Below are 24,088 nucleotides of genomic sequence, written 5' to 3'. Positions count from 1 at the left end.
GGAGATTTCCCGGGGAAGAAGGGGAAAGTAGGGGAAGAACGGCGAGGGCCCGGTCGGCACGATCCGAGCGACTGTGGTCGGATGGGACTGTGTCGACCAACCCCGACCCCACGACCGAGCTCCTCACCGCGGCAGGCGCCCTCGACCCCGACCTGCCCACCGATCGGATCGTCACCCACGGCGCCGTCGTCTTCCTCAACGGCACCCACGCATGGAAGATGAAACGCCCTGTGCGCCTGCGGTTCTTCGACTTCTCCACCCCAGAGCTACGCCACGACGTCCTGCAGCAGGAGCTGACACTCAATCGCCGGTTCGCGCCCGAGGTCTATCGCGCCGTGCATGCGATCCGACGTGCCGATGACGGCAGCCTCACCCTCGACGGACCCGGCGAGACCGTCGACTGGGTACTCGAGATGACACGCTTCGACGACGACGCACTCCTGGTCCACCGTGCCGAGCCCGGCAACCTCGACGACGCGTTTCTCCGAACGCTCGCCGAGAGCGTCGTCGACCTCCATGCGTCCTCGCCGATCCGCGACGATCCGCACGGTGCGGCCCGGTTGCAGGAGGTCGTCGACGGGAACCTGGCGAGTATGTCGGTCTTCCCTGATGTCATCGATCCCGCTGCGGCGCGGCGTCTGACGAGCCGCATCACCGCGATGATCACCGAGCGCTCCGAGACCCTCGACGCCCGGGCCCGCCGGGGGCGGGTGCGGCGCGTCCACGGCGACCTGCACCTGGGCAACATCGCGATCATCGACGGCCGTCCCGTGCCCTTCGACTGCCTGGAGTTCGACGAGGAGATGGCGACCACCGACGTGCTCTACGACCTCGCGTTTCTGCTGATGGACCTGTGGGCGCGGGACCTGCGACATGAGGCGAACGTCGTCGTGAACCAGTACCTGGACCGCTCCCCCGACGACGAGGACGGGTTCTGTCTGCTGCCGATCATGCTCGCCGTGCGGGCGACGGTCCGTGCGCACGTCAGCGCCGCCGCGGACGCCGTCGACGACGCCACGCGTTACCTGTCGCTCGCGCTGGGGTTCACCGAGCCGGTCGCGCCGCGGCTGATGGCGATCGGCGGTGGGTCGGGCACCGGGAAGACCACCGTCGCCCGCGCGATCGGTGGGGACCTCGAGCCCGCGCCGGGTGCACGGATCCTGCGCACCGACGTCCTGCGCAAGCGGCTCGCCGGTGTCGGCGAGACCGAGAAGCTCCCGCGCTCGGCCTACACACCGCAGGCCCGGTCGGCGGTCTACGACGAGCTGAACCGGCTGGCCACAACGGATCTCGCAGGCGGCATGAGTGTCGTCGCCGACGCCGTCTTCGGCAGAGCCACACAGCAACAGGCGATCGCCTCGGTGGCCACCGAGACCGGCGTCGACTTCACCGGATGGTGGCTGGAACTCGATGAGGCCGAACGCATCTCCCGCATCACGCATCGGGGGCCCGATGCCTCCGACGCCGACGAGTCGGTGGCGAGAGGGCAGACCGCGACACTCGAACCGCCTGACGAGTGGATCCACGTCGACGCGCACGCCGACCCGTCGTTCTTCCTGAGGAATTCCGTTCGTCCGCAGGAAATCTCCCGGGGACGAACGAAAGAGTAGGGGAAGAACGTTCTTCCCCTACCTTCGCTCAGCTGATCGGCTTGACCAGCGGGAACAGGATCGTTTCGCGGATGCCGAGGCCGGTCAGCGCCATCAGCAGCCGGTCGATGCCCATACCGGTGCCCGCGGTCGGCGGCATGCCGTACTCCATGGCGGTGAGGAACTCCTCGTCGAGGCGCATGGCCTCGTCGTCGCCGGCGGCGGCCAGACGAGCCTGGTCGACGAAGCGCGCACGCTGGATGACCGGGTCGATGAGCTCGGAGTATCCGGTGGCCAGCTCGAATCCACGGACGTAGAGGTCCCACTTCTCGACGACGCCGGGCACGCTGCGATGCGCGCGGACCAGTGGCGAGGTCTCGACCGGGAAGTCGCGGACGAACACCGGCTGCGAGAGCTTCTCGCCGACCATGTGCTCCCACAACTCCTCGACGAGCTTGCCGTGCCCGTAGCCCTTGCCCTTCGGGATCTCCAGACCGACCTTCGCCGCGATGTCCAGCAACTCGTCGACGGTGGTACCGGGATGATCGGCGCCACCGTCGGGCACGATCTCTTGCCCGAGCGCCTCCGACAGTGAGGGATACATCTGCAACGACGTCCACTCGCCGGAGAGGTCGTAGACCTCGCCGTCGGGCATCGTCGGGGTCAGTGTTCCCAGGGCACCTTGCGAAACCTCTTGGACAAGTTCACGAGTCATGACCGCGGCGTCGTCATAGGTGCCGTAGGCCTGATAGGTCTCGAGCATCGCGAACTCCGGCGAATGCGTGGAGTCGGCGCCCTCGTTGCGGAAGTTGCGGTTGATCTCGAAGACGCGCTCGATACCGCCGACGATGCAACGCTTGAGGAACAGTTCCGGCGCGATCCGCAGGTAGAGATCGATGTCGAAGGCGTTGGAATGGGTGACGAACGGCCGCGCCGCGGCGCCGCCGTGCAGGGTTTGCAGCATCGGCGTCTCGACCTCGAGAAATCCCCGCTTACCCAGCGCCGCACGCAGTTCGGCCATCACCGAGATCCTGGTGCGGGCGATCGAGCGCGCTTCCGGCCGCATGATGAGATCCACGTAGCGCTGCCGCACCCGGGTCTCCTCGTTCATCTCCTTGTGCGCGACGGGCAAGGGACGCAACGACTTCGAGGCCATCTCCCAGGCGTCGGCCATCACCGACAACTCTCCGGTGCGAGAGCTGATCACCTGGCCGTGGACGAAGACGATGTCGCCGAGGTCGACCTCGGCCTTCCAGCGCGCAAGCGACTCCTCGCCGACGCCGTTGAAGGAGATCATCGCCTGCAGTTGGGTGCCGTCGCCTTCCTGCAGCGTGGCGAAGCAGAGCTTGCCCTTGTTGCGCAGGAAGATGACGCGGCCGGCGACGCCGACCATCTCACCGGTCTCGGTGCCGGCCTCCAGGTCGGGGAATTGTGCACGGATCTCCGAAAGTGCATGCGTGCGCGGGATCGCCACCGGGTAGGCCTCACGGCCCTCGTCGAGAATCCGTTCCCGCTTCTCCCGCCGGATGCGGAGTTGTTCGGGGGTCTGCTCGTCGGCAATCGTCTCGTCGGGCGCGTCACTCACGTCCGTGAGCGTATTCGGTGGTGGTGGCGTCCACCAAGTTCGGCGAGCTGTCCGTTCGGTGCGCCCGCCATCAGCGCCCCCGCTGTCAGGTGCCCCGCTGTCAGTGCACCGCTGTCAGGTGCCCCGCTGTCAGTGCACCGAGAAGATGTCGAGCTCGGCCTGGCTGATCCGGCCGTTGATACCGGCGCGGCGCAGGCCGCGGTGACCGCCGACCACGAACACCGCCCCGCTCACCCCACGCGCCTGCAGATGCCAGCTCAGCCATTCGGCTTCGTGGCCGTCGTCGGAGACGAGAATCCAGCGGGCGTCGTGGGTGGCCGAGCGCAGTGCCGTCGGCGATCCGGGGGTGAGCAGATCGAGTGCCTCGGCGGCGTCGAGTGCGAGTGCCCCGATCAAGGCCCCATCGGCCTGACGCTTGCGGTGGCTGCGGATGTCGACGGGAACGGCTCCAGCCGCGACAGCCTCGGCATAGTGGCTGACCTGCAGCGACAGCAGGCCGTTGGGTGCGGGAGCAGAGACGGGTGCGAGAACCTGGACCGATGCGGTCATGGTGAGAAACCTCGAGTGATCGAAAAGTGAGCGGGGAGCGCGAAGGAGGGCGGCCGCAGATGCGGACTCAGCCCTGACAACACTCCTGACAGCTCTTGATCACGTCGGACAGTTTGCCACAGTGAACGCCAGCGGGTCCAGGGTCAGCGGGGTTTTGTGCACCGGGCGAGCAAAAGTCGATCTGCTTCCCTCGCGTGGGCGCTGTCGGCGCGGTGGCGAGCGCTGTCGGCGCTATTTGCGTCGCACGGCCGCCTTGGTGCGTTCGTGCACCAGACGCAGGCCCTCGAGGGTGAGATGGCTGTGGTGGGTGGTCAGCGTCGGGCACTCCTCGAACATCAGGGGCGCCAGGTAACCGGTGGCCACGACGGTGACGTCGTCGCCGTCGAAACCGGCGACCGTGGTGCGGATGCGGTTCACCAGGCCGTCGATCTGACCGGCGAACCCGAACAGGATGCCCGACTGCAGGGCCTCGACCGTGTTCTTCCCCAGGACGCTGCGCGGCGGCATCAACTCCACCTTGCGCACGGTGACGGTGTGTTCGCTGAGCGCCTCGACACCGAGGTCGACGCCGGGTGCGATGGCGCCGCCGAGGAACTCGCCCTTGACCGACACCGCGTCGACCACGGTGGCCGTCCCGCACGCCACTACGATGGTCGGCCCGCCGTAGGTGTGATAGGCCGCAAGGCAATTCGCGACACGGTCGGTCCCCACCTCTTTGGGATTGTCGACCAGTAGCGGAACCCCGGTGCGCACACCGGGTTCCAGGATGACGTTGTGCGGGTTGTCGAAGTACCGGCCGACCATCACCCGGACCTCGCGCAACAGCGACGGTACCGTCGACAGCGCCGCGACACTGGTGACCTGCTCGATGTCGGAGCCGAGGAGTCCCTGGATCAGCAACGCCAATTCGTCTGCGGTGCGCTCGGGTTCGGTGTGCAGGCGCCAATCGCGGACCAATCGCGCATGCGCGCCCGTACCGGCGAACACGCCGAGATGGGTGTTCGTGTTACCGATCTCGACGGTGAGCAGCATCAGCGGGGGCCGACCGTCAGAGGGTGGCCGACCTCACGCATGAGTGGCGGCGAGGTCGTCGGCGTGCCGGGGATCGCGCAATCCCGAACCCTCGGGCGCGCGGGCCGGGTCGGTCCCCTGCTCGAGAACCCGGTTGTGTTCGTCGACGAAGACCACGTGCGGTGCGTACTCGGCGATCTCCCGCTCATCGAGGATGCCGTAGGCGATGATGATCACCAGGTCGCCGGGGTGGACGAGATGTGCTGCGGCCCCATTGATCCCGATGACCCCGGTACCTCGCTCACCGGCGATCGCGTAGGTCTCCAGGCGGGCACCGTTGGTGATGTCGACGATGGTGACCTGCTCACCCTCGAGGAGATCGGCGGCCTCGAGCAGGTCGGCGTCGATGGTCACCGATCCGACATAGTGCAGGTCGGCCTGGGTCACGGTGGCGCGGTGGATCTTCGAGGTCATCATGGTGCGCAGCATGTGCGGTTCCTCCGATGTCGTGGACAGGGTTGGCAGAGAAGTGGTTTGAGTCGCAACGGTTGTCGACGGGTCATTCGGACCTGGCCTCGCGTTCTTCGAGGCTCAATCCGATCGCGACGCCGACGTTGTCGATCAGCCGCGCCGCGCCGAGGCGGGCCGCGACCAGCAACCGCCCGTGGCCCTTGTCCGGCGGTTCTTCCAACGACCGGCCCCGCAGGGCGAGATAGTCGAGTTCGATCTCGGGCTCCGAGGACAAAACCTCCTGCGCCACAGCCAGAATGGCGTCGGCGCCCTTCGGAGCGGCGTGCGAGCCCGCGGTCAGCGCGGCCGACAGGGTGGTGGCGAGTTGGCGCTGCTCGGCGGAGAGGTAGCGGTTGCGCGAGCTCATCGCGAGGCCGTCGGCCTCGCGGACGGTGGGGACACCGACGATCTCGACGTCCATGTTCAGGTCGGCGACCATCTGACTGATGAGCACCAGTTGTTGGTAGTCCTTCTCCCCGAAGTACGCCGTGTGCGGCGCCGCGATGTGCAGAAGTTTGTTGACGACGGTGAGCATTCCGGCGAAATGCCCTGGACGCGAGGCACCGTCGAGGATATCGCCGGCCGGTCCGGGATGGATCATGGTGCGCCGGCCATCGGGATACATCGCCGCCTCGGTGGGCGCGAAAACCAATTCCACGCCCAACGGCGCCAACAGCTCGAGGTCGGCGTCGAAGGTCCGCGGATAGGCGTCGAGGTCCTCGCCGGCACCGAACTGCAGCGGATTGACGAAGATCGACACGATCACGACGGTGTTGCCGCGTTCCTTGGCCGCGCGGACCAGTTCGAGGTGCCCGGCGTGCAGGGCACCCATCGTCGGCACCAGGGCGACCCGTCGTCCGGTGCTGCGCAGTGCCGCGCTCACCCGGTGCAGTGCTGCCGGATCACGGTGCACCGTCAGGGTTCCGGGGGTGAAGAGGTTCGCCTCGTCGGCGATCACGTGGGCACTCATCGCTGCTCCCGTATTCATCTGGGCCTCAGGATTCATCTGGGCCTCAGGGCATCGAGGACCGCCTGCGGCGCATCCGACTGGTGGGCGGCGCGGCGGGCCAGCACACGGTAGGCCTCGGCGATCGAATCCCCATCGGTATCTGCACCGTCGGTGTCCGCACTGTCGGCATCGGCGTCGGGCAGTGCCCGCAAGGCGGCCAGGTGCGCGGCGACGGCAGCGCCATCCCCGCGTGCGACGGGGCCCGTCAACGCCGACGCTCCGAGGTCGAGCACGTTGTGCAGCGACGCGGTCACCAGCGGTCCGAGAATGCGTTCGGCCAGGCGCACCGGGTTTCCGTCGACGGTGGCGGTCGACTGCCCGGTCCCGGCGGGACCGGCGATCGCATGGTTGAGTGCGGTCACCGCATCGTTGATGAGCGCGACGAGATGGTTGGCACCGTGGGCGAGCGCCGCGTGATACAGGGTGCGGTCGGCCTCGGCCACCCGCACCGGCTCACCGCCCATCTCGATGACGAGGGCCGCGGCGATCGCGTCGCCGACCTCATCACCTGCGGTGATCCCGAAGCACGCCCGCGTCAGCCGCGAGGTGTCGTCGGCCGTGCCGACGAAGGTCATCGCCGGGTGGATCGCGAGTCCGGTCGCACCCAACGCGGTCAGCGGGGCGAGGATGCCGACGCCGTGCGCCCCCGCGGTGTGGGCCACCAGGGTGCGCGGGCGCAACCTGCCGGTGGCGGCGATGTCGGCGATCACCGACGGCAGGACGGCATCGGGCACCGAGATGAGGAGGAGTTCGGATCGGGACACCACGTCGGCGAGGTCGAGGATCGCCGACTCCGGCAGCCGCTGCTCGACCCGGCGGCGCGATTGTGGTGAACGCGCGACGACGGCACCGACCACGTGTCCGGCACGTTCGAGCGCTTCCCCGAGCGCCGTGCCGACTCGTCCGGCGGACACGATGCCGACGGTCAGTCGGGCGGGGGTGGGGAGGTTGGTGATCCCGGGGATCGCGGCGCTGTGGTGGGCATACCCGTCTCCGCCCGGCCTGGGTAGGCCGGCAGACGCCGCACGGGCGTCATCGTTCGACGAGGTCACCACTGTCCTCCGGGTCGTTCCAGTCCCGAGGGCTGCCGGGCGGCGTCCACAGCGGGTGTGGGGCGCCGCGACGGCCGGGTACCGGACGTTGCAGAGTCAGGGTAGGCGTTGGCGACAGCCCGGATCCATCCCGTGTGACGGGGCTCACCGCACCGGGCCGGTCAACAGAGCGGTGGTGTTGCGGGGACGCGATCAGTCGCGGCGACGGCGACGGCCGCCGCCCGCGGCGTCGGTGTCGCGGAGTTGCTTGAGCAGTTCCGACACCGGAAGCCCGTTGGAATGCGCGCTGTCGGCGTCGTCGACGGGATCCTCGACCGCCACCGGCTCCGGCTGCTCCTCGGGGCGTCGCCGACGCCCCCCGCCACCGAATGTGGTTGCTGCGCCTGCGGTTTCGTGTCGACCACGCGACCACGCGGGGATCGGACCATCGGCAGTCCGGGCCCCGGCAGCCTCGGCGGCGCTGCCCGGCGTGGACACCTCGGTGCCGGGTCGATCCCATTCGTCGGTCGGGGTGTCATCGACGAACGCAGCGGGCTCATCGACGGCGTCGTGACCGGACTGCTGGGGAGCCGTCTGCTCGGGACCGGTCTGTTCACGTCCCGCCTGGTCGCGACCGGGTTGTTCCGGGGCTTCCGACGTCGCGGAATCCTGTGCATGATCGGCCGTCGACGTGGCGAAGCGTCCCGACAGCGGGTCGTCGGTGACGATCGGGATGACCTCGGTCATCTCGTTGGGGTCGGCCTTGCGCTCCACGTGGCGGCCGTCGTCGGCGGCCGGAACGGTCTCGGCGAAATCGCGTGCGGCGACCACACCATCGTCGGGGGCGTGAAAATCGGCGGCGCCGAAGCCTTCCGGACGGTACTGATCCGGCGCGTAGCCCTGCGAGCCGTAGGCGCCACCATGTCCACCGAAGGCGGAGTCTCCGCGCCCGGAACTCCCGTAGGGCGCGGAATACTGGTGGGGATCGAGCCCGCCGCCGCCGAGGCCGGAGGCGAGCTCGCGCAGCTTCTCGTTGGGCAACGCGACCTGATCGTCGGGGAGGGCTTCACCGAGCAACCGTTCGAGGCTGGCGCGCAGCGAGATCACCTGTTCCTTGAGGGAGGCGAGTTCGGCACCGGATTCGGCGGCGACCTCCTTGCGGATGGTGGTCTCGACGTCGAGCTCATACTGACGACGCGCGGCGATCTCCCGTTCGAGCTGGAGTTCGTACACGAGCCTCAGGTCGCGGCTCTTGGCCTCGGCGGTCTCGGCCTGCTTACGGAATCGGGTCACCAGGATCGCGCCGATGACCGCGGCCCACAGCGCCGCGATGACGGCGAGACTGCCCGAGATCGACAGGTTGTCGGTGAAGATCATCAGGATGCTGGCCGCCAGGGCCAGCACGATCAGCAGCCCCAGCAGCCACTGGCCGACCGAGCGGCCGGCGCGCCGGGGGTCCGAGGAGCGGCCGGTGGAGGTCGTCATATCTGTGCAACTTACCCGTTGACCTGTCTTTGGGTGTACAAGCCCGGCGGAGAGTCACGAATCGTCGATGCGCTATGGCGCGGCGTGAGTGGCGCCGCCGGAATCATCGGCGTCGCCGCGGACTTCTCAGGCCGGGCCCGGTCGCGTGTGACCGTTGCCGTTGACGGAATTGTCGTCGGGGTCGTCGGGCGCGCGGCAACAGTATTCGAGCCAGAGGGCGGCAACGGTGAGCACCACACCCCCGATGAGGCCGACGACCGCGGCGGGCGTGTCGTGTTCGGCGGCGCTCACGCCGGTCTGATTGAGCAAGAAGACAAGCACCCCGCCCCACAACCCGGTGGCGATCGCCCCGAGAATCGCCGACGCCTTGGCAAGCGCGACCACCCTGGCTGCGGTCAGCGGGTGCAACTGCCCGCGGGCCCGGCCGACCTGTTTGCCCTCGACGCGTGCCCGCACGATGAACCCGGTGACCGCCTCGATGACGGCGAGGACGTAGAGGACGATGCCGGCCAACGCCGGGATCGGCGGGACGCTGGAATAGTTGTAGCGCACCAGAATCCACGCGGTGACGCCGACGATGACGGCCACGAGGACCAGGTCGAGGGGCTTGGTGGGTCCCATCCCCTGGTGCTCGTCGTCGTCCCTCTTGGGCGCGGAGGGCTCGCTCATCGCAGTGCGGACCTCGACAGCGGCCCGGTCCGGCGTACCCCGTCGCGCTCGTCGGTGGGCAGGGCTGCGGCCAGCTCGGCGACCCGCCGGGGCCCGGCCTCGGTGAGGAGTTCGGCGTCGGGATCGATCTGCAGCCAGGGCAGCAGCACGAACGCACGCTGATGGGCCCGCGGATGCGGCAGCGTGAGGTCGGGGTCGTCGGAGTGGACGGTGCCGTCGGCGGTGTCGACCGTGATGACGTCGACGTCGAGGGTGCGGGGTCCCCATCGCACCTCGCGGGTGCGGTGCGCCCGATTCTCCAGGTCGGCGCCGATCCGCAGCCACTCGTGCGGCTCCCGTTTGCCCTCCACGATCAGCGTGATGTTGCAGAAATCGTCCTGCTCGACCCCACCCCACGGCGCGGTCGCGTACACGTCGGACACGGCGACGACGCGGATATCGGGGCCTGCGGTGGCGAACCCGTCGGGCACCAGCGCCAAGGTGGCCACCGAGTCGCCGATGTTGGACCCCGCGGACAGCACCGCGCGGCTGTGGCCGACGGGGACGGTGCTCACTTGACCGACTTCCGCGACCGACGGGTGACCACCGCGATGTCGTCGAAGGCCAACGGGATCGGCGCCGACGGCTTGTGCACGACGATCTCGCAAGCCAGGATGCGCTCGTCGGCCATCACCGCGTCGGCGATCTCCGCGCCGACCGTCTCGATCAGATTCCGCGCCGGGCCCGCGACGATCGCATGGATCTGGTGGGCCAGCGCACCGTAGTCGACGGTGTCGGCGAGGTCGTCGCTGGCTGCCGCGGAACGCAGGTCGGCCCACAGTGTGGCGTCGACGATGAAGAGCTGACCGTCATGGCGTTCATGCTCGAAGACACCATGATTGCCACGGACCCGCAGCCCCTTCAGCTCGATCCGATCGGCCATCAGCGCTCCCCTGCCTGTACGTGGGCGTGTACCCGACCGCATCCACCTGCTCGCCAGGCCGCGGCCACGAGGACCGCGTCGCGGCTGGCGGCGACGTCATGGACCCGCACCCCCCAGGCCCCGCCGGCAGCGGCGAGGGTCGACACCGCTGCGGTGGCGACGTCCCGACCGGCCGGTGGCCGGTCGGCGCCGCCGGCGGCCAACAACGTGCCCAGGAAACGTTTACGAGACGCGCCGACGAGGATCGGAAAACCCAGTCCGACGAACGTCGGCAACGCGTGCAGCAGCGCCCAGTTGTGGTCGGCGGTCTTGGCGAAACCCAGGCCCGGGTCGAGGATGATCCGATCCGGGTCGACGCCCGCGCTGACGGCGGCATCGACCTGGCCGAGCAGTTCGCGACTGACCTCGGCGACGACGTCGTGATAGCCGCCGACGTCGTCGACCCGGTGAGTGAAGCGGCGCCCGGCGTCGGAGTCGTCCCCGGCCGGACGCCAGTGCATGAGGATCCACGGCAGCCCGGCATCAGCCATCACACGGGCCATATCGGCGTCGGCACGGCCTCCGGACACGTCGTTGACGATGCGCGCACCCGCCTCGATCGCAGCCGCGGCGACCGAGGCGCGCATGGTGTCGACGGAAACCGTTGCCCCGAGGTCGGTGAGCGCGGAGATCACCGGGGCGACCCGCGCCGTCTCGATCTCCGGATCAACGCGAACGGCGCCGGGACGGGTGGATTCACCGCCGACGTCGATGAGGTCGGCGCCGTCGTCGAGCAGTTGTTGCCCGTGCGCGAGCGCGGCGTCGAGATCCAGGTAGCGGCCGCCGTCGGAGAACGAGTCGGCGGTGACGTTGATGATGCCCATCACCTGGGTCGGCGCGGGACTCACCGGGTGATGAGGTCGAGCGCTTCGCCCCGCGAGACCGCACTGGTCTTGAACAGACCGCGCACCGCCGACGTGGTGGTCCGCGCGCCCGGCTTGCGGATGCCACGCATGGCCATGCACAGGTGCTCGGCCTCGATCACGACGATCACGCCGCGCGGATTGAGCCGTCGCACAAGGGCATCGGCGACCTGGCTGGTGAGACGTTCCTGAACCTGCGGACGTTTCGCGTACAGATCGACCAGTCGCGCCAGCTTGGACAGACCGGTCACCTGCCCGCTGACGCCCGGGATGTAACCGACGTGCGCGACCCCGTGAAAGGACACGAGGTGATGTTCGCACGTCGAATACAGCGGGATGTCCTTGACCAGCACCAACTCGTCGTGGTCCTCGTCGAAGGTCGTCGCGAGCACCTCCGACGGATCGGTGTAGAGCCCGGCGAACATCTCCCGATAGGCGTTGGCGACACGGGTCGGGGTGCGCCGCAACCCTTCTCGATCCGGGTCCTCGCCGATCGCGAGGAGCAGTTCACGCACCGCGGCCTCGGCCCGGGCCTGATCGAACTCCCGCACCGGTTCCGCAGCCGAATCCGGACCCCGCTGGTCGAGTGTCGTCACATCCGTCCCCTTCGATCGCCTCGAGTCGCCACCGGACTCAGGCGCCGGTACCGTTCACGTCTTTTCCGGTCTCGTCCGGCCGCCCGGAATGCCCGTTGGCACCCGGGCCACTCCCGTTGCCCCCGTAGCCGTTTGCGCCATTTGCGCCATTGGGCTCGGTGCCGCCGTTGACCCCGGGGCCCTGCTCGCGCGGCGGCCACCCGGGCGCCGACCAATCACGCGGGGCGCCGTAATCGGGCCACGTCCCGGCCTGATGGCCCGGCTGGGGCTGCCCCTGCGGCGGGTATTGGGGCGGATAGGACTCGGGCGGATACGACTGCGGTGGATATGACTGGGGCGGATACGGATTCTGCTGCGGCGGGAACTGCCCCGGATGCGGATACCCGGGTGCCGCCTGCGGAGGATACGCCGGTGCCCCCGGTTGTCCTCCAGGAGGGCCAACCGCGCCGACCGGCTCGGGAACCTTCACCGGCTCCGGCGGCGGCCAAGGCTCACCACGCTCGATCGCGAGCTCACCCGGCGTCTTTACCGGCGGCTTGTCACTCGGCGTGCGCTCGCCGAAATCGTTGAACGTGGTGATCCGCGGCCGCTTCTCGACCTGCGAGAAGATCTTCTCCAGATCCTTCCGGGTCAGCGTCTCCTTCTCCAACAACTCGCTGGCGAGCACATCGAGGGTGTCGCGGTACTCCGAGAGAATGGCCCACGCCTCGGTGTGCGCAGCCTCGATCAGCCGGCGCACCTCCTCGTCGATCTCGCCGGCAACCCCCGCGGAGTAGTCGGTCTGGTTGCCCATCGAACGGCCGAGGAACGGATCACCCTGCTCCTGCCCGTACCGGACCGCACCGAGCTTGGCGCTCATACCGTATTCGGTGACCATCGCCCGCGCGATCTTCGTCGCCTGATCGATGTCGGACGACGCGCCCGTCGTCGGCTCGTGGAACACCAACTCCTCGGCGGCACGACCACCCATCGCCATCACCAGGCGGGCGATCATCTCCGAGCGGGTCATGATGTCCTTGTCCTGCTCGGGTACGGCCAGCGCATGACCGCCGGTGCGTCCACGGGCCAGGATGGTCACCTTGTAGATCGGGTCGAGATCCGGCATCGCCCACGCGGCCAACGTGTGACCGCCCTCGTGGTAGGCGACGACCTTCTTCTCGTGCTCACTGATGATGCGGCTCTTACGACGCGGCCCGCCGATCACACGGTCGACGGCCTCCTCGAGCATCTCCGCGGTGATCGTGTGCTTGTTCTCACGAGCGGCCAGCAACGCCGCCTCGTTGACCACGTTGGCCAGATCGGCACCGGACATGCCCGGGGTCCGCTTGGCCAGACCGTCGAGATCGGCGTCGGAATCGATCGGCTTGCCCTTGGCGTGCACGCGCAGGATCGCCCGGCGCCCGGCCATGTCGGGATTGCCGACCGGGATCTGCCGGTCGAAACGACCCGGACGCAGCAACGCCGGATCGAGGATGTCGGGACGGTTGGTGGCCGCGATCAGGATGATGCCCTGCCGGTCCCCGAAGCCATCCATCTCGACGAGCAGCTGGTTGAGAGTCTGCTCGCGCTCGTCGTGACCACCGCCGAGACCCGCACCACGCTGACGCCCGACCGCATCGATCTCGTCGACGAAAATGATGCACGGACTGTTGTTCTTGGCCTGCTCGAACAGGTCACGCACACGGGAGGCACCGACACCGACGAACATCTCGACGAAATCCGAACCCGAGATCGTGAAGAACGGCACCCCGGCCTCACCGGCGACCGCGCGAGCCAACAACGTCTTACCGGTACCGGGCGGACCGTAGAGCAACACGCCCTTGGGGATCTTCGCGCCGAGCGCCTGATAGCGCGTCGGATTCTGCAAGAAGTCCTTGATCTCGTAGAGCTCCTCGACCGCCTCATCCGCGCCGGCGACATCGGAGAACGTGGTCTTCGGCATGTCCTTGGTGAGCTGCTTGGCGCGCGACTTGCCGAAGCCCATCACGCCGCCACGACCACCACCCTGCATGCGACTCATCACGAAGAAGAACAAACCGAACAGCAACAACATCGGCAGCAGGAAGATCATGATCTGCCAGAACACCGACTGCTCGTTGACATTCGTCTGATACGGCGCACCGGTCGCCTTGACGTCGTTGAAGATCTCCTCACTCGCCGCCGAGGGATACTTCGTCGAGATCTTGGTCGACTCGTCATCGCCGACCTTGACCGGCGTATTGGTCTCGATACGCAGCTGCTGCTCACGGTCGTCGATCTGAATCGACTTGGTGTTCTTCGTGTTGAGCTGCGTCAACGCGACCGAGGTGTCGACGGCCGTGTAGTCGCGATCATTGTCGCGCCAGACGCTCCAGCCCCAGAAGGCGAGCACGATGACCGCCACGATGGCGAGATTGCGGAAGACTGTCTTGCGGTTCATGCCAGTGAGGGGTTGGTCGGCGGTGGTGACACCCGACCGGTCCCGTTGGTCCTTCCCATCGATTCGTGACCACAACAAGCCGAGTTGACGCGGACAAATCGTGCAGACGCACGCCGAGCATCGACCGTGATCGTTGTGATAAGGCTACCGGTCAACGATCGCGCAGGTAAAACCGTTCCCTGTGTTTGTTGGCGCCGCCTCCGGCGTCGCGGGTGCGTGCGCCCTTTAGCACCGCTCTTCGTCGATCGCGCACATTGTCGCTACGCTCCTCGTGCGCTCCTCCTCATCGCGGCGCGGCACACGCACGTTGTGGGGCATTGTCGCTGCGCTCCTCGCCGGCTCCTCCTCATCGCGGCGCGGCACACGCACGTTGTGGGGCATTGTCGCTGCGCTCCTCGCCGGCTCCTCCTCATCGCGGCGCGGCGCACGCACGTTGTGGGGGGGCTTTGTCGCTGCGCTCCTCGCCACGCCGCCACCATCGGCAACCGTTACCCGTCGCCGCGAGGGGATCGCTCAGCCTTGGTACACGCTCGGGCGCAGCCGACCGATGAACGGCAGGTCGCGATAACGCTCGGCGTAGTCGAGGCCGTACCCGACCACGAACTCGTTGGGGATATCGAAACCGACCTCGGCGACGTCGACCGGCGAGCGAACCGCCTCGGGCTTGCGGAGCAGCGTGCACACCTCCAACGACTTCGGCGAGCGGGTCGCCAGGCTCTTCATCAGCCACGACAAGGTGAGCCCGGAGTCGATGATGTCCTCCACGATCAGGACGTCGCGCCCGGCGATGTCGCGGTCGAGGTCCTTGAGAATGCGGACGACACCCGACGACGACGTCGCCGAACCGTAGCTCGACACCGCCATGAACTCCATCTGCGACGGAATGGGCAACGCCCGCGCGAAGTCGGTCATGAACATGATCGCGCCCTTGAGCACACCGATGAGGACGAGATCGTCCTCGATACCGGCGTAGCGCGAGGCAACCGACTCGGCCAGCTCGGCGGTGCGCTGTTTGATCTGTTCCTCGGTGATCAGCACCGCTTCGATGTCGTCGCCGTAATGGTGTTCGATCTCGTTCGCCACGGCCTCTAGCTTGTCATGCCCGACGACCGGGATGGATCCGACGTCGGCGAGCGCCGTCGGGCGTCAAGGAAGAAAGGCAAGGGCGTGCATTTTGTCCGCCGTTTGACGACATAACATCACAACTCGATAACGCGACGCCACAGCGGTCACATCTCACGCGATTTTTTGGACTTCTGACGCATTCAAGTTGAACAATCTCCAAAGCAGTAAGAAAACCTGTGCACCGAAACCCCGGACATGCCCCGGCAATGTCCGGATTCCATCATTCCGCCCGGACGATGACGTCCACGTTTGCCCCACTCGGCATTCTTCGTCGCCCGGATCGGACCGACCCGCCGAATGGACACCCCATGCACACCTCATCGCCACCACCGACAGACCACAGGAGCCCGAGCGGCCGATCCCGGCACCGCAGCATCATCCTCTTGGTCGCGATTTCCCTTGCACTGGTGTTGATTTCGCGTGGGACCCCGGCCAATGCAGCGCCGCCGACCCCGGTGGGCTACACGCTGTCGAGCACCAGCACGTCGCTCACCCTGACGTTGCAACACGGCACATTCAAGCGTGGCCAGAACTCTCTGGCAATCGTCGACAATGCCGGTTCGGCGGTTTTCCAAATGCCGTTGAGCTACCGCCTCGAGGACCGGGAGTACCCGATTGCGGCGCAGATTTCCGGCAATTCGGTGACACTCATTCCGTCACACCGCGTGGCCGACTCACGATCAATCGATCCACAATTGGTGGAACCCGTTCGCGCCGCCGCAGGAAAGCAACTCGTCGACGCCCCGACGACCCGGCAGGAACGCGACAATCAGGCATTGGCGCAATTCATGCAAATCCTCGGCGCAGGCACCACGATCGGGACACTGGTGGGCACCATCATCGGCGCGATCGTCGGCGGCGTCATCGGTTGCGCGATCGGACTGGCCGCCGCGGTCATCGGCTGCCTGGTGGCCGTCGTCCCCGCAGCGGGTCTCGGCGGTGTCGCGGGCACGATCGTCGGCGGTGGCGGCACCCTCGTCGTCGCGGGAATCCAGTACCTGCAGACCATCAACTCCCCGTTCGTCCCACCCCGGACCAGCTCACCCCAGAAGTGAGCCGGTCCAACCCCGCACGCCCGGGTCCGGCGACGTCAGCGCGGTGAGTCCCGCACCGTGAGTACGTCGCCGACCCGGGCGACCTCACGTCGGGACCCGCCATCGCCGCCGACGGCGACACCGCCCTGACCGTGCCAATCGACGACCAACGCGTCCACGGCACCGATCACCCGGCTCGTCGGCTCGGTGGCCCCGACGTCGAGAAGCCACCGCCGGATCACCCTGGTCCGCACCGCGGCGGCGAGATCTCGCACCCGCTCGATCGCCAGGCCCGCGTCGGTGCGGGCGGCACGGTGATACTCCTCGGCGAGCGCGTCGAGGGCGTCGGTGTCGGCGCGTAACGCATCGGCCGTGCGGCACAGCGCCTCGACGACACCGCCGTGGACGACGTCGTCGAGCAGCGGCAGGACCTCCGAACGCAGACGCACCCGGGTGAACCGGGGATCACGGTTGTGCGCGTCGGCATGTGGAGCCAGCCCGAGTTCGGTGCAGGCACCGACGGTCTGCGCACGCCGGACACCCAGGAAGGGCCTTCCCCACGGCGCCGACCACGCCCGCATCCCGGCGATCGAACGCGCGCCCGAGCCGCGTGCCAGTCCGAGCAGAACTGTCTCGGCCTGATCGTCGGCGGTGTGGCCGAGCAGCACCGGCCATCCGTCCCGGGCCTCCTCGAGTGCCGCGTAGCGGGCCGTCCGGGCCGCTGCCTCCATCCCACCCGCGGTGCCGACACTCACCTCGATCAGCTGCGCGCGGGCACCGAGCCCGCGCGCCGCCACGGCCGCGGCGTCGGCGACATGCGCCGACCCATGCTGGAGCCGGTGATCGACGACGAGCGCACGAACCTCGAACCCGGCGCGCACGGCGGCCGCGGTCAGCGCCAGCGAATCCGGACCGCCGGAGAGTCCGACGCAGACCTGCCGGTGGCCGTCGAGGTGGTCGGCGGCGAATCGCTCGACCGCCCGGGTCAGAGCACCCGCGCTATCCATTTCGCCGGTTCGTCGATCTCGGCGGGCAGCGGCATCGTCTCCGGCGAGGTCCAGATCGTGTTGAAGCACTCCATGCCCACCGTCGAGACCACCTCGTCGACGAATGCCTTACCCCGAATGTATTGGGCCAGTTTGGCATCCATACCGATGAGGGCACGGATGATGCGTTGCACCGGATTCTTCGGTCCCGTGCGCCGCTTGTCGAACGCCGCGCGGATCGACGCCACGGTGGGTACCTGCGCCGGGCCGACGGCGTCCATCACGTGATCGGCGTGGCCTTCGAGCAGGGTGCCGAGCATCAGCATCCGATTGAAGGCGTCGTACTGTTCGGGCGTCTGCAGCAACTGCATCGCACCGATCACGCCCTTCTCCCGGGGCTTGCCGCCCTTGAGCGCGCCGGTGATGCGTTCGACGACGTCGGAGATCGACTCGCCGGCGTCGGAGGTCAGCACCTCGATGTTGTCGAGCATGTACTGCCGCAACCACGGGTTGGCCGAGAACTGCACCCGGTGGGTCACCTCGTGCAGACACACCCAGAGCCGGAAGTCCGACGGGACCACCTTCAGCGTCCGCTCGACGCCGACGATGTTGGGCAGCACCAGCATCAACACACCCGGGTCGTCGGCGGTCCCCGATACCGACTCCTCCGGCGGCGAGAACGGGTCGTACTGTCCGAGGATCGCGGTGGAGAGGAAGGCCAGCAGACCCGAGGCCTGCAGCCCGCCGATGCGCCCGCTCAGACCGGGTGAGTCGTCGGCGCCACCTGGCCCCGAGAGCATCGATCGCATGGATTGCCCTGCGGCGTCGATCCATTCGTCGCGTTCGAGCACGCGTGCCGCGGGCACCGCGAGGCCGTCGGCGAGACCGGTGACCTCGCGGACCGGCGCCTCGGCGCGCACCGCGGCGTCGGCGAGTTCGACCCGGGCGGCCATCCGCGTGTAGTCGGTCATCTTCGGGCCGGGCCGCGAGAGTTTCTTACCCACCGTGGACGCGAGGCCCCAGTCGATCTTGGCGCCGACCGACTCCAGATCGTGGTCTGCGTGATCTATCGACATCCGCACTCCCTCAGGTCGCCGGGGATGGCGTCGAGTGCCGGGCGGGCGTCGGCCGGGGAGGTTCCCCCCGACATCAACGCGAACGACAACACCCGCCCATCGACGGTTTGCACTATGCCGGTCAACGAACTGACGCCGGTCAGAGTTCCGGTCTTGGCCCGCACCCAGCCCGCTGCCGGGTTGTCCGGTTCGTCGAAGCGGTCGGCGAGGGTCCCGGTGCCACCGGCGATCGGCAGGCCCTCGAGGATCGGGCGTAGTTTGGCGTTGCGGGCACCACTGGGGCTGTTCGAATCGTCGGGACCGCTGATGGCGCCCATCAGGGTGTCGAGGAATGCGGCCGGGATCTTGTTCTGATACGAGAGCCCCGACGAATCGTGCAGGGTCACCCCGGAGGTGTCGAAACCGTTGTCCCGCAACGTTTTCACCACCGCTGCGGCGCCTCCGGACAAGGTGGCCGGACCACCCTGGGACACCGACAACTCGATGGATAGCGCCTCGGCCATCACGTTGTCGGAGAAGCGGTTCATGTCGTCGACGCGGGTGAGCAACGGGGCCGAGGACACCTTCGCGAGGGTCTGCGCACCCGCCGGCGCGGTCGTCTCGGTGACGTCGGTCGACACCCCGAGGGCCGTGGCGAGCGCCTTGCCTGCGGCGACCGCCGGGTCGGCGACGCGCGGCGAGTACTCGTCGAGCGGTCGCGCGGTGCGGCCGCCGTCGATCATGAGCGGCTGGATCGGGGTGATGTCGCCGCCGGCGATGTCGGCGCGATCCCACGTCGGGTCCATCGACGGTCCCGTGTACGCGCTGACGTCCACGGCCACCGACCGCACGTCGACCCCGGAGTTCTTGATCTGGTCGGCGAGCTGCGAGATCCGGGCCGGGTTGGTGTAGAAGGTGTCGACCCCGGGCGGCTGGGCGCTGAGCGTCGGGTCCCCCGCGCCCTTGAGGATGATCTGCCCGTCGGGCCCGGCGAGCACGGTGGTGGTGATGCGCTGATCGTGGGGCAGGGCGAGCAGCACCGCCGCCGCGGTGAGGATTTTCGCGTTCGACGCCGGGGTGCGCGGCTGGTCGGCGCCCTGCGACCACAGCACCGTCCCGGTCAGCGCGTCGCTGATCTGGCCGGTGAGGGTGCCCAGTGCGGGCGCTTTGAGCGACGCGGCGATGGCTCGCTGGACCCCGGCCGGGGTCGGTTCGGGCGCGGTCGCCGACACCGGGTCGATGGCGGGCGTGAAGGCGATCGGCGCGGGCCGGTCGGGGGTGCCCGGCGGAAGTGGGTCGGGTTTGGTCAGCTGCAGGTAGGTGAACACCCCGCCGACCGCGATGACGGCGACCAGAGCGATCGAGAGCAACGACCAGATGAGGCGCCGACGACGCGTCCGCGGCCGGTTCACCGCGGCGCTTCCGTGATGTGCACCCACACAACCTCCGGGTCTCGACGTTCCTTCATGTGGACCTAACAGTATCGTTGAGGCGATTCGCGCCGCCGACTCGCACGATGAGCCGATACCTGCATCCGGCGTTTCGGGCAGCGGCGGCCGCGCTCACCCCAACGACAGTGCCACGATCAAGGAGGACGCGTGGAATTCGATGTGACCATCGAGATCCCCAAGGGAAGCCGCAACAAGTACGAGGTGGACCACGAGACGGGCAAGATCTATCTCGACCGCTACCTCTACACCGCGTTCGGTTACCCCGCCGATTACGGCTACATCGACAACACGCTCGGCGAGGACGGCGACCCGCTCGACGCCCTCGTCCTGCTGCCGGAGTCGGTGTACCCCGGTGTGATCGTCCGGGCCCGGATCGTCGGCATGTACACCATGACCGACGAGGCCGGTGGTGACGACAAGCTGCTGTGCGTCCCGGCCAAGGACGTGCGCTGGGATCACATCCAGGACATCGGTGACGTCCCCGAGTACGAGCTCAAGGCGATCGCGCACTTCTTCGAGCACTACAAGGACCTCGAGCCCGGCAAGCACGTGAACCCGGGTGGTTGGGTTGGTACCGCCGAGGCGGAGAAGGTGGCGCAGGAGGCCATCGAGCGTCTCGAGAAGCAGCCACACGACGCCAACGAGCCCTCGCGCGGCTGACGCTGGCTTTCGAGCACGAGAACGGCGCCCGTCCCCCGATCGCGGGGGCGGGCGCCGTTTCTTCTCACGCCGGGGGCCGAGCCGGTGTCTACTGCGCGGGGCCGGTCGACTCCGGGTCGCCGAGCGGTTTACCCCTGCGCAGCGGCAATTCCTTCCACGTGACGGTGCCTATGATCGCGAGCAACGAGATGATCGAGACCGTCAGGAACACGCGGTCCATCGAGTTGGCGAAGCCCTGTTTGATCGGTTGGGCCAGCTCGGTGGGGAGCTTGCTGATCACCGAGGTATCCGACATCACGCTCTCCGATGCCGAGCCACCCCCGGCACCCGGATTCTGCGCCGCACTGATGAGACCCTTGGCGAATCCGCTGACCTGCGGGTCCGGACTCGACGCGGCGGTCATCACCGCGGTGCGGTACTGCGGAGCCGCCGCCGCGGTGACCATCTCGTCCTTGATGTTGGGGCCCATCAAGCTGAACAGCATCGAGAAGAACACGGCCACACCGAGCGTCGCACCGATCTGCCGGAAGAAGGTCGCGGTACCCGTCGACAGTCCCATGTCCTTGGGCGGCAGGATGTTCTGCATGGCCAGGGTGATCGGCTGCATGAGGTTACCGAGCCCGAAGCCGAGGAAGAACGCGTAGATCATGACCAGCCACACCGGCGTCGACAGTCCGACCGTGTGCAGCATGAACATCATCACCGTGATCAGGACCGAACCCAGGATGGTGAAGATCTTGTACCGTCCGGTCCGCGAGATCAGCTGACCCGACAGCACCGACCCGGTCATCAGCCCGAGCACCATCGGCAGCATCTGCAGGCCCGCGACCATCGGGCTCGACCCGCGCAGCACCTGGAAGTACTGCGGCAGCATCGAGATGCCGCCGAACATCACCGCGCCGACGACCATCGAGACGACGATGCCCTGCGCGAAGACGCGATTCTTGAAGACGCGCAACGGGATCAACGCGTCATCGCCCATCAGGTGCTCGATGAACACGAACACCGCGAGCCCGACCGCGCCGACGATGTAGCACAGCCAGGACCAGCCCGACAGCCATCCCCATTCGCGGCCCTGTTCGGCGACGATCAGCAGCGGTGCGACGGTCACCGCCAGCGCGGTGGCACCCCAGTAGTCGGTGCGGCCACCGACGCCCTTGTTCTGGTCGTAGTTGAGGACCCGGTAGACCACGGCGAGGGCGAGGATGCCGATCGGCACATTGACCAGGAACACCCAGCGCCACCCGGAGACCCAGAGGATCGAGGACTGCCCGGCGAACAGTCCGCCGAGCACCGGTCCCAGCACACTGGAGGTACCGAACACGGCCAGGAAGTAGCCCTGGTACTTGGCACGTTCGCGGGGCGGGACGATATCGCCGATGGTCGTCAGCGCCAAGGTGAACAGGCCGCCGGCACCGAGACCCTGGAAGGCGCGGAACGCGGCGAGCTCGTACATCGAGGTCGCCATACTGCAGGCCAGCGAACCGATCACGAAGATCGAGATGGCCAGCAGGAAGAACGGCTTACGCCCGTAGAGGTCGGAGAGCTTGCCGTAGAGCGGTGTGACGATGGTCGAGGTGACCAGGTAGGCCGTCGTGACCCAGGCCTGCATGTCGTAGCCCTGCAGATCGTCGGCGATCGTGCGGATCGCGGTCGAGACGATCGTCTGGTCGAGCGCCGCGAGGAACATGCCGAGCATCAGGCCGGTCAGCACCGTCAGGATCTGCCGGTGCGAGAGTCCCGCTCCGGCGTGCTCCTCCGGGGGACTCACCGCAGAGGTGGTGACGTTGTCGTTGGTCATGAGTTCCTCGTGGTCGTAGGGGCTGGGGGGATACGTGGTGATTCGGACGCCGGTGCCGTCTCGGATGGCCGGCGTTCGCACGCGGGCGGGACCAGGGTCTCGGCGGCGTCGACGAAGCGGGTGAGAAGGGTTACCAGGGTCGCCATTTCGTCGGCAGACCACTCGCTCATCGCGGAGTTCACCGCCGAGCGGCGGCCCGCGCGCATCGACTCGACGCGGTCACGTCCGGCGTCGGTGACGACGAGCAGCGTCGCGCGCCCGTCGTGCGGGTCGGCTTCGCGTCGGATGAGCCCGAGGTCGACGAGTTGACTGACGTGCCTGCTGACCGTCGACGGATCGGCGCCGAGTTCCGCGGCCAGCTCTCGCGAGCGCATCGGGCGTTTGGCCAGATGGAACAGGCCCTTGAAGGCCGCCGTCTCGAACTCACCGTCGGGCGTACGGAAGGTCGTGTGGACCGCGCGGTCGCGGATACGGATGTAACGCGCGAGTGTGTCGAAGAGCTGATCGATGTCGCGATCTCCGAGCATGCCGATCCCCCGATCGATGACGATGTCCGATTTCCTTGCCGACTACAACTAGTTGTTGGCTACATGTAGTTGGCGGCCGCAAGTATGCGCTCGAGTTCGTCGTCGTGGCAAATCCCATTAGGATCGACGGTCGTGACCCCTGTACCCCCACCGACGTCATCGGGTAACCGTCCGCACTTCACGTCCATGCCTGACCTGGCCTTACGGGACCTGGGCGGCGCCGTCGTGTGGACCAACGACGACCTCTTCGCCGAGGCACAGAACCTGATCAAGACACCCCCGGCGCAGTATCAGCCCGCGACGTTCGGTCACAAGGGTCAGATCTACGACGGCTGGGAGACACGACGGAGGCGGGAGGCGGGAGTCGATCAGGCGATCGTCCGGCTCGGCGCGCCGGGTGTCATCTACGGCGTCGTCGTCGACACCGCGTGGTTCAAGGGCAACTATCCGCCGTTCATCTCCGTCGAGGCCGCCGCCAAGGAGGGCGTCGTCTCCGTCGACGAGCTGCTGACCGATACCGAGTGGGTCACCATCGTCGAGAAGAGCCCCGTCGACGGCGACACCCGCAACCCGTTCCGGGTCGATGCGAAGGACCGCTTCACCCACGTGCGTCTGACGATGCATCCCGACGGCGGTGTGGCCCGATTCCGGGTGCACGGGCGCGGCGTACCCAACCCGCACTTCTTCCGTTACGGCCATTTCGATCTGGCCGCGCTGGAGAACGGTGGCCTGATCACGGCCTGCTCCAACATGTTCTACAGCTCGCCCAACAATTTGCTCATGCCCGGCCGTGCACGGCACATGGGCGAGGGGTGGGAGACCTCGCGTCGGCGCGACGACGGCAACGACTGGGTGCAGGTGCGCCTGGCCGGGCAGGGCCGGGTGAGTCTCGTCGAACTCGACACCAGCTACTTCCTGGGCAACGCGCCCGGCGCGGCGATGGTCCGCGGCCGCGATGGCGAGGACGGCGAGTGGTTCGAGGTGTTGGGCCGCACCGACTTACAGCCCGACACCCGTCACCGGTTCGTCATCGATCTCGACCGCCCGATGACCGAGGCGCGCATCGATGTCTATCCCGACGGCGGCATGGCCCGACTCAAGCTGTACGGCCTGCTGACCGACGAGGCGCAGACCGAGCTCGTCGAGCAGTGGGAGCGCGGCGAGGCCTGAGC

At 67.8% G+C, this 24,088-nt stretch carries 23 protein-coding genes; 4 read left to right on the top strand and 19 right to left on the bottom strand.

What is annotated here, in order from left to right:
* Window positions 1-89 precede the first annotated feature (89 nt).
* A complete protein-coding gene (locus tag GOPIP_RS21620; protein WP_006371939.1) occupies window positions 90-1,610 on the top strand; it encodes a bifunctional aminoglycoside phosphotransferase/ATP-binding protein in 1,521 nt (506 codons plus the stop codon).
* 28 nt (window positions 1,611-1,638) lie between these two features.
* Here GOPIP_RS21620 and lysS read toward each other — a convergent pair whose 3' ends face one another.
* The 14 genes from lysS to hpt all read right to left on the bottom strand — a co-directional run bounded on the left by lysS (window position 1,639) and on the right by hpt (window position 15,360).
* Window positions 1,639-3,174: a lysine--tRNA ligase gene (lysS, locus tag GOPIP_RS21615; RefSeq protein ID WP_006371938.1), complete on the bottom strand. Its 1,536-nt coding sequence runs from the start codon at window positions 3,172-3,174 to the stop codon at window positions 1,639-1,641.
* Window positions 3,175-3,303: 129 nt separating this feature from the next.
* Entirely contained in the window at window positions 3,304-3,723 is a 420-nt protein-coding gene (locus tag GOPIP_RS21610) for a hypothetical protein (RefSeq protein WP_006371937.1), read from the bottom strand.
* 231 nt (window positions 3,724-3,954) lie between these two features.
* A complete protein-coding gene (locus tag GOPIP_RS21605) occupies window positions 3,955-4,755 on the bottom strand; it encodes a type III pantothenate kinase (RefSeq protein WP_006371936.1) in 801 nt (266 codons plus the stop codon).
* Between the two features lie 33 nt (window positions 4,756-4,788).
* Complete coding sequence (gene panD, locus GOPIP_RS21600) at window positions 4,789-5,223, bottom strand: aspartate 1-decarboxylase (protein WP_006371935.1); 435 nt, start codon at window positions 5,221-5,223, stop codon at window positions 4,789-4,791.
* A gap of 70 nt (window positions 5,224-5,293) precedes the next feature.
* Window positions 5,294-6,214, bottom strand: coding sequence for a pantoate--beta-alanine ligase (panC, locus tag GOPIP_RS21595; RefSeq protein ID WP_035728667.1), 921 nt, complete (start codon window positions 6,212-6,214; stop codon window positions 5,294-5,296).
* 32 nt (window positions 6,215-6,246) lie between these two features.
* Complete coding sequence (locus GOPIP_RS21590) at window positions 6,247-7,305, bottom strand: Rossmann-like and DUF2520 domain-containing protein (protein ID WP_035728620.1); 1,059 nt, start codon at window positions 7,303-7,305, stop codon at window positions 6,247-6,249.
* A 192-nt stretch (window positions 7,306-7,497) separates the two neighbouring features.
* Window positions 7,498-8,769 (bottom strand): DUF6779 domain-containing protein, encoded by a 1,272-nt coding sequence (locus tag GOPIP_RS21585; RefSeq protein WP_006371932.1) that lies wholly within the window; start codon window positions 8,767-8,769, stop codon window positions 7,498-7,500.
* 126 nt (window positions 8,770-8,895) lie between these two features.
* Window positions 8,896-9,438, bottom strand: a complete 543-nt coding sequence (locus GOPIP_RS21580; protein ID WP_006371931.1) for a DUF3180 domain-containing protein — start codon at window positions 9,436-9,438, stop codon at window positions 8,896-8,898.
* Complete coding sequence (gene folK / locus GOPIP_RS21575) at window positions 9,435-9,992, bottom strand: 2-amino-4-hydroxy-6-hydroxymethyldihydropteridine diphosphokinase (protein ID WP_006371930.1); 558 nt, start codon at window positions 9,990-9,992, stop codon at window positions 9,435-9,437. The genes GOPIP_RS21580 and folK overlap by 4 nt, the downstream gene beginning before the upstream one ends.
* Window positions 9,989-10,360 (bottom strand): dihydroneopterin aldolase, encoded by a 372-nt coding sequence (gene folB / locus GOPIP_RS21570; protein ID WP_006371929.1) that lies wholly within the window; start codon window positions 10,358-10,360, stop codon window positions 9,989-9,991. Before folB ends, folK begins: the two co-directional genes overlap by 4 nt.
* The gene (gene folP, locus GOPIP_RS21565) at window positions 10,360-11,247 is read right to left on the bottom strand and encodes a dihydropteroate synthase (RefSeq protein WP_014361552.1); all 888 of its coding nucleotides are present in this window, start codon (window positions 11,245-11,247) and stop codon (window positions 10,360-10,362) included. The genes folB and folP overlap by 1 nt, the downstream gene beginning before the upstream one ends.
* The gene (folE, locus tag GOPIP_RS21560; RefSeq protein ID WP_006371927.1) at window positions 11,244-11,858 is read right to left on the bottom strand and encodes a GTP cyclohydrolase I FolE; all 615 of its coding nucleotides are present in this window, start codon (window positions 11,856-11,858) and stop codon (window positions 11,244-11,246) included. Before folE ends, folP begins: the two co-directional genes overlap by 4 nt.
* Window positions 11,859-11,895: 37 nt before the next feature.
* The gene (gene ftsH, locus GOPIP_RS21555; RefSeq protein ID WP_006371926.1) at window positions 11,896-14,277 is read right to left on the bottom strand and encodes an ATP-dependent zinc metalloprotease FtsH; all 2,382 of its coding nucleotides are present in this window, start codon (window positions 14,275-14,277) and stop codon (window positions 11,896-11,898) included.
* Window positions 14,278-14,790: 513 nt separating this feature from the next.
* Entirely contained in the window at window positions 14,791-15,360 is a 570-nt protein-coding gene (gene hpt / locus GOPIP_RS21550) for a hypoxanthine phosphoribosyltransferase (protein WP_006371925.1), read from the bottom strand.
* 350 nt (window positions 15,361-15,710) lie between these two features.
* Between hpt and GOPIP_RS21545 the strand changes: the two genes are divergently transcribed.
* Window positions 15,711-16,457 (top strand): DUF8020 domain-containing protein, encoded by a 747-nt coding sequence (locus tag GOPIP_RS21545; protein ID WP_035728617.1) that lies wholly within the window; start codon window positions 15,711-15,713, stop codon window positions 16,455-16,457.
* A 35-nt stretch (window positions 16,458-16,492) separates the two neighbouring features.
* Here GOPIP_RS21545 and tilS read toward each other — a convergent pair whose 3' ends face one another.
* Genes tilS through dacB form a run of 3 tightly spaced genes read right to left on the bottom strand, consistent with a single transcriptional unit; the run spans window position 16,493 to window position 19,916 of the window.
* Window positions 16,493-17,443 carry a tRNA lysidine(34) synthetase TilS gene (tilS, locus tag GOPIP_RS21540; protein ID WP_006371923.1) on the bottom strand — a complete coding sequence of 317 codons (951 nt, stop codon included), beginning with the start codon at window positions 17,441-17,443 and terminating at the stop codon, window positions 16,493-16,495.
* Window positions 17,422-18,498: an Rv3626c family coenzyme F420 biosynthesis-associated protein gene (locus GOPIP_RS21535; RefSeq protein ID WP_006371922.1), complete on the bottom strand. Its 1,077-nt coding sequence runs from the start codon at window positions 18,496-18,498 to the stop codon at window positions 17,422-17,424. Before GOPIP_RS21535 ends, tilS begins: the two co-directional genes overlap by 22 nt.
* Window positions 18,489-19,916 carry a D-alanyl-D-alanine carboxypeptidase/D-alanyl-D-alanine endopeptidase gene (gene dacB, locus GOPIP_RS21530; RefSeq protein ID WP_006371921.1) on the bottom strand — a complete coding sequence of 476 codons (1,428 nt, stop codon included), beginning with the start codon at window positions 19,914-19,916 and terminating at the stop codon, window positions 18,489-18,491. Before dacB ends, GOPIP_RS21535 begins: the two co-directional genes overlap by 10 nt.
* A gap of 159 nt (window positions 19,917-20,075) precedes the next feature.
* On the opposite strand from dacB, the gene GOPIP_RS21525 reads away from it, so the two are divergent.
* On the top strand, window positions 20,076-20,588 hold the full coding sequence (locus tag GOPIP_RS21525) for an inorganic diphosphatase (protein ID WP_006371920.1): 513 nt from the start codon (window positions 20,076-20,078) through the stop codon (window positions 20,586-20,588).
* Between the two features lie 88 nt (window positions 20,589-20,676).
* On the opposite strand, the gene GOPIP_RS21520 is transcribed toward GOPIP_RS21525, so the two are convergent.
* Both GOPIP_RS21520 and GOPIP_RS21515 read right to left on the bottom strand, forming a co-directional pair.
* On the bottom strand, window positions 20,677-22,389 hold the full coding sequence (locus GOPIP_RS21520) for an MDR family MFS transporter (RefSeq protein ID WP_006371919.1): 1,713 nt from the start codon (window positions 22,387-22,389) through the stop codon (window positions 20,677-20,679).
* Window positions 22,386-22,916, bottom strand: a complete 531-nt coding sequence (locus GOPIP_RS21515) for a MarR family winged helix-turn-helix transcriptional regulator (protein ID WP_006371918.1) — start codon at window positions 22,914-22,916, stop codon at window positions 22,386-22,388. Before GOPIP_RS21515 ends, GOPIP_RS21520 begins: the two co-directional genes overlap by 4 nt.
* A 186-nt stretch (window positions 22,917-23,102) precedes the next feature.
* Here GOPIP_RS21515 and alc point away from each other — a divergent pair, with 186 nt between their 5' ends.
* On the top strand, window positions 23,103-24,086 hold the full coding sequence (gene alc / locus GOPIP_RS21510; RefSeq protein ID WP_006371917.1) for an allantoicase: 984 nt from the start codon (window positions 23,103-23,105) through the stop codon (window positions 24,084-24,086).
* Window positions 24,087-24,088 lie beyond the last annotated feature (2 nt).

It is taken from the genome of Gordonia polyisoprenivorans NBRC 16320 = JCM 10675, from assembly GCF_000241325.1.
Lineage (GTDB): Bacteria > Actinomycetota > Actinomycetes > Mycobacteriales > Mycobacteriaceae > Gordonia > Gordonia polyisoprenivorans.
The sequence above is the reverse complement of the archived record's forward strand: the minus strand, read 5'-3'. Positions and strand labels throughout refer to the sequence as shown.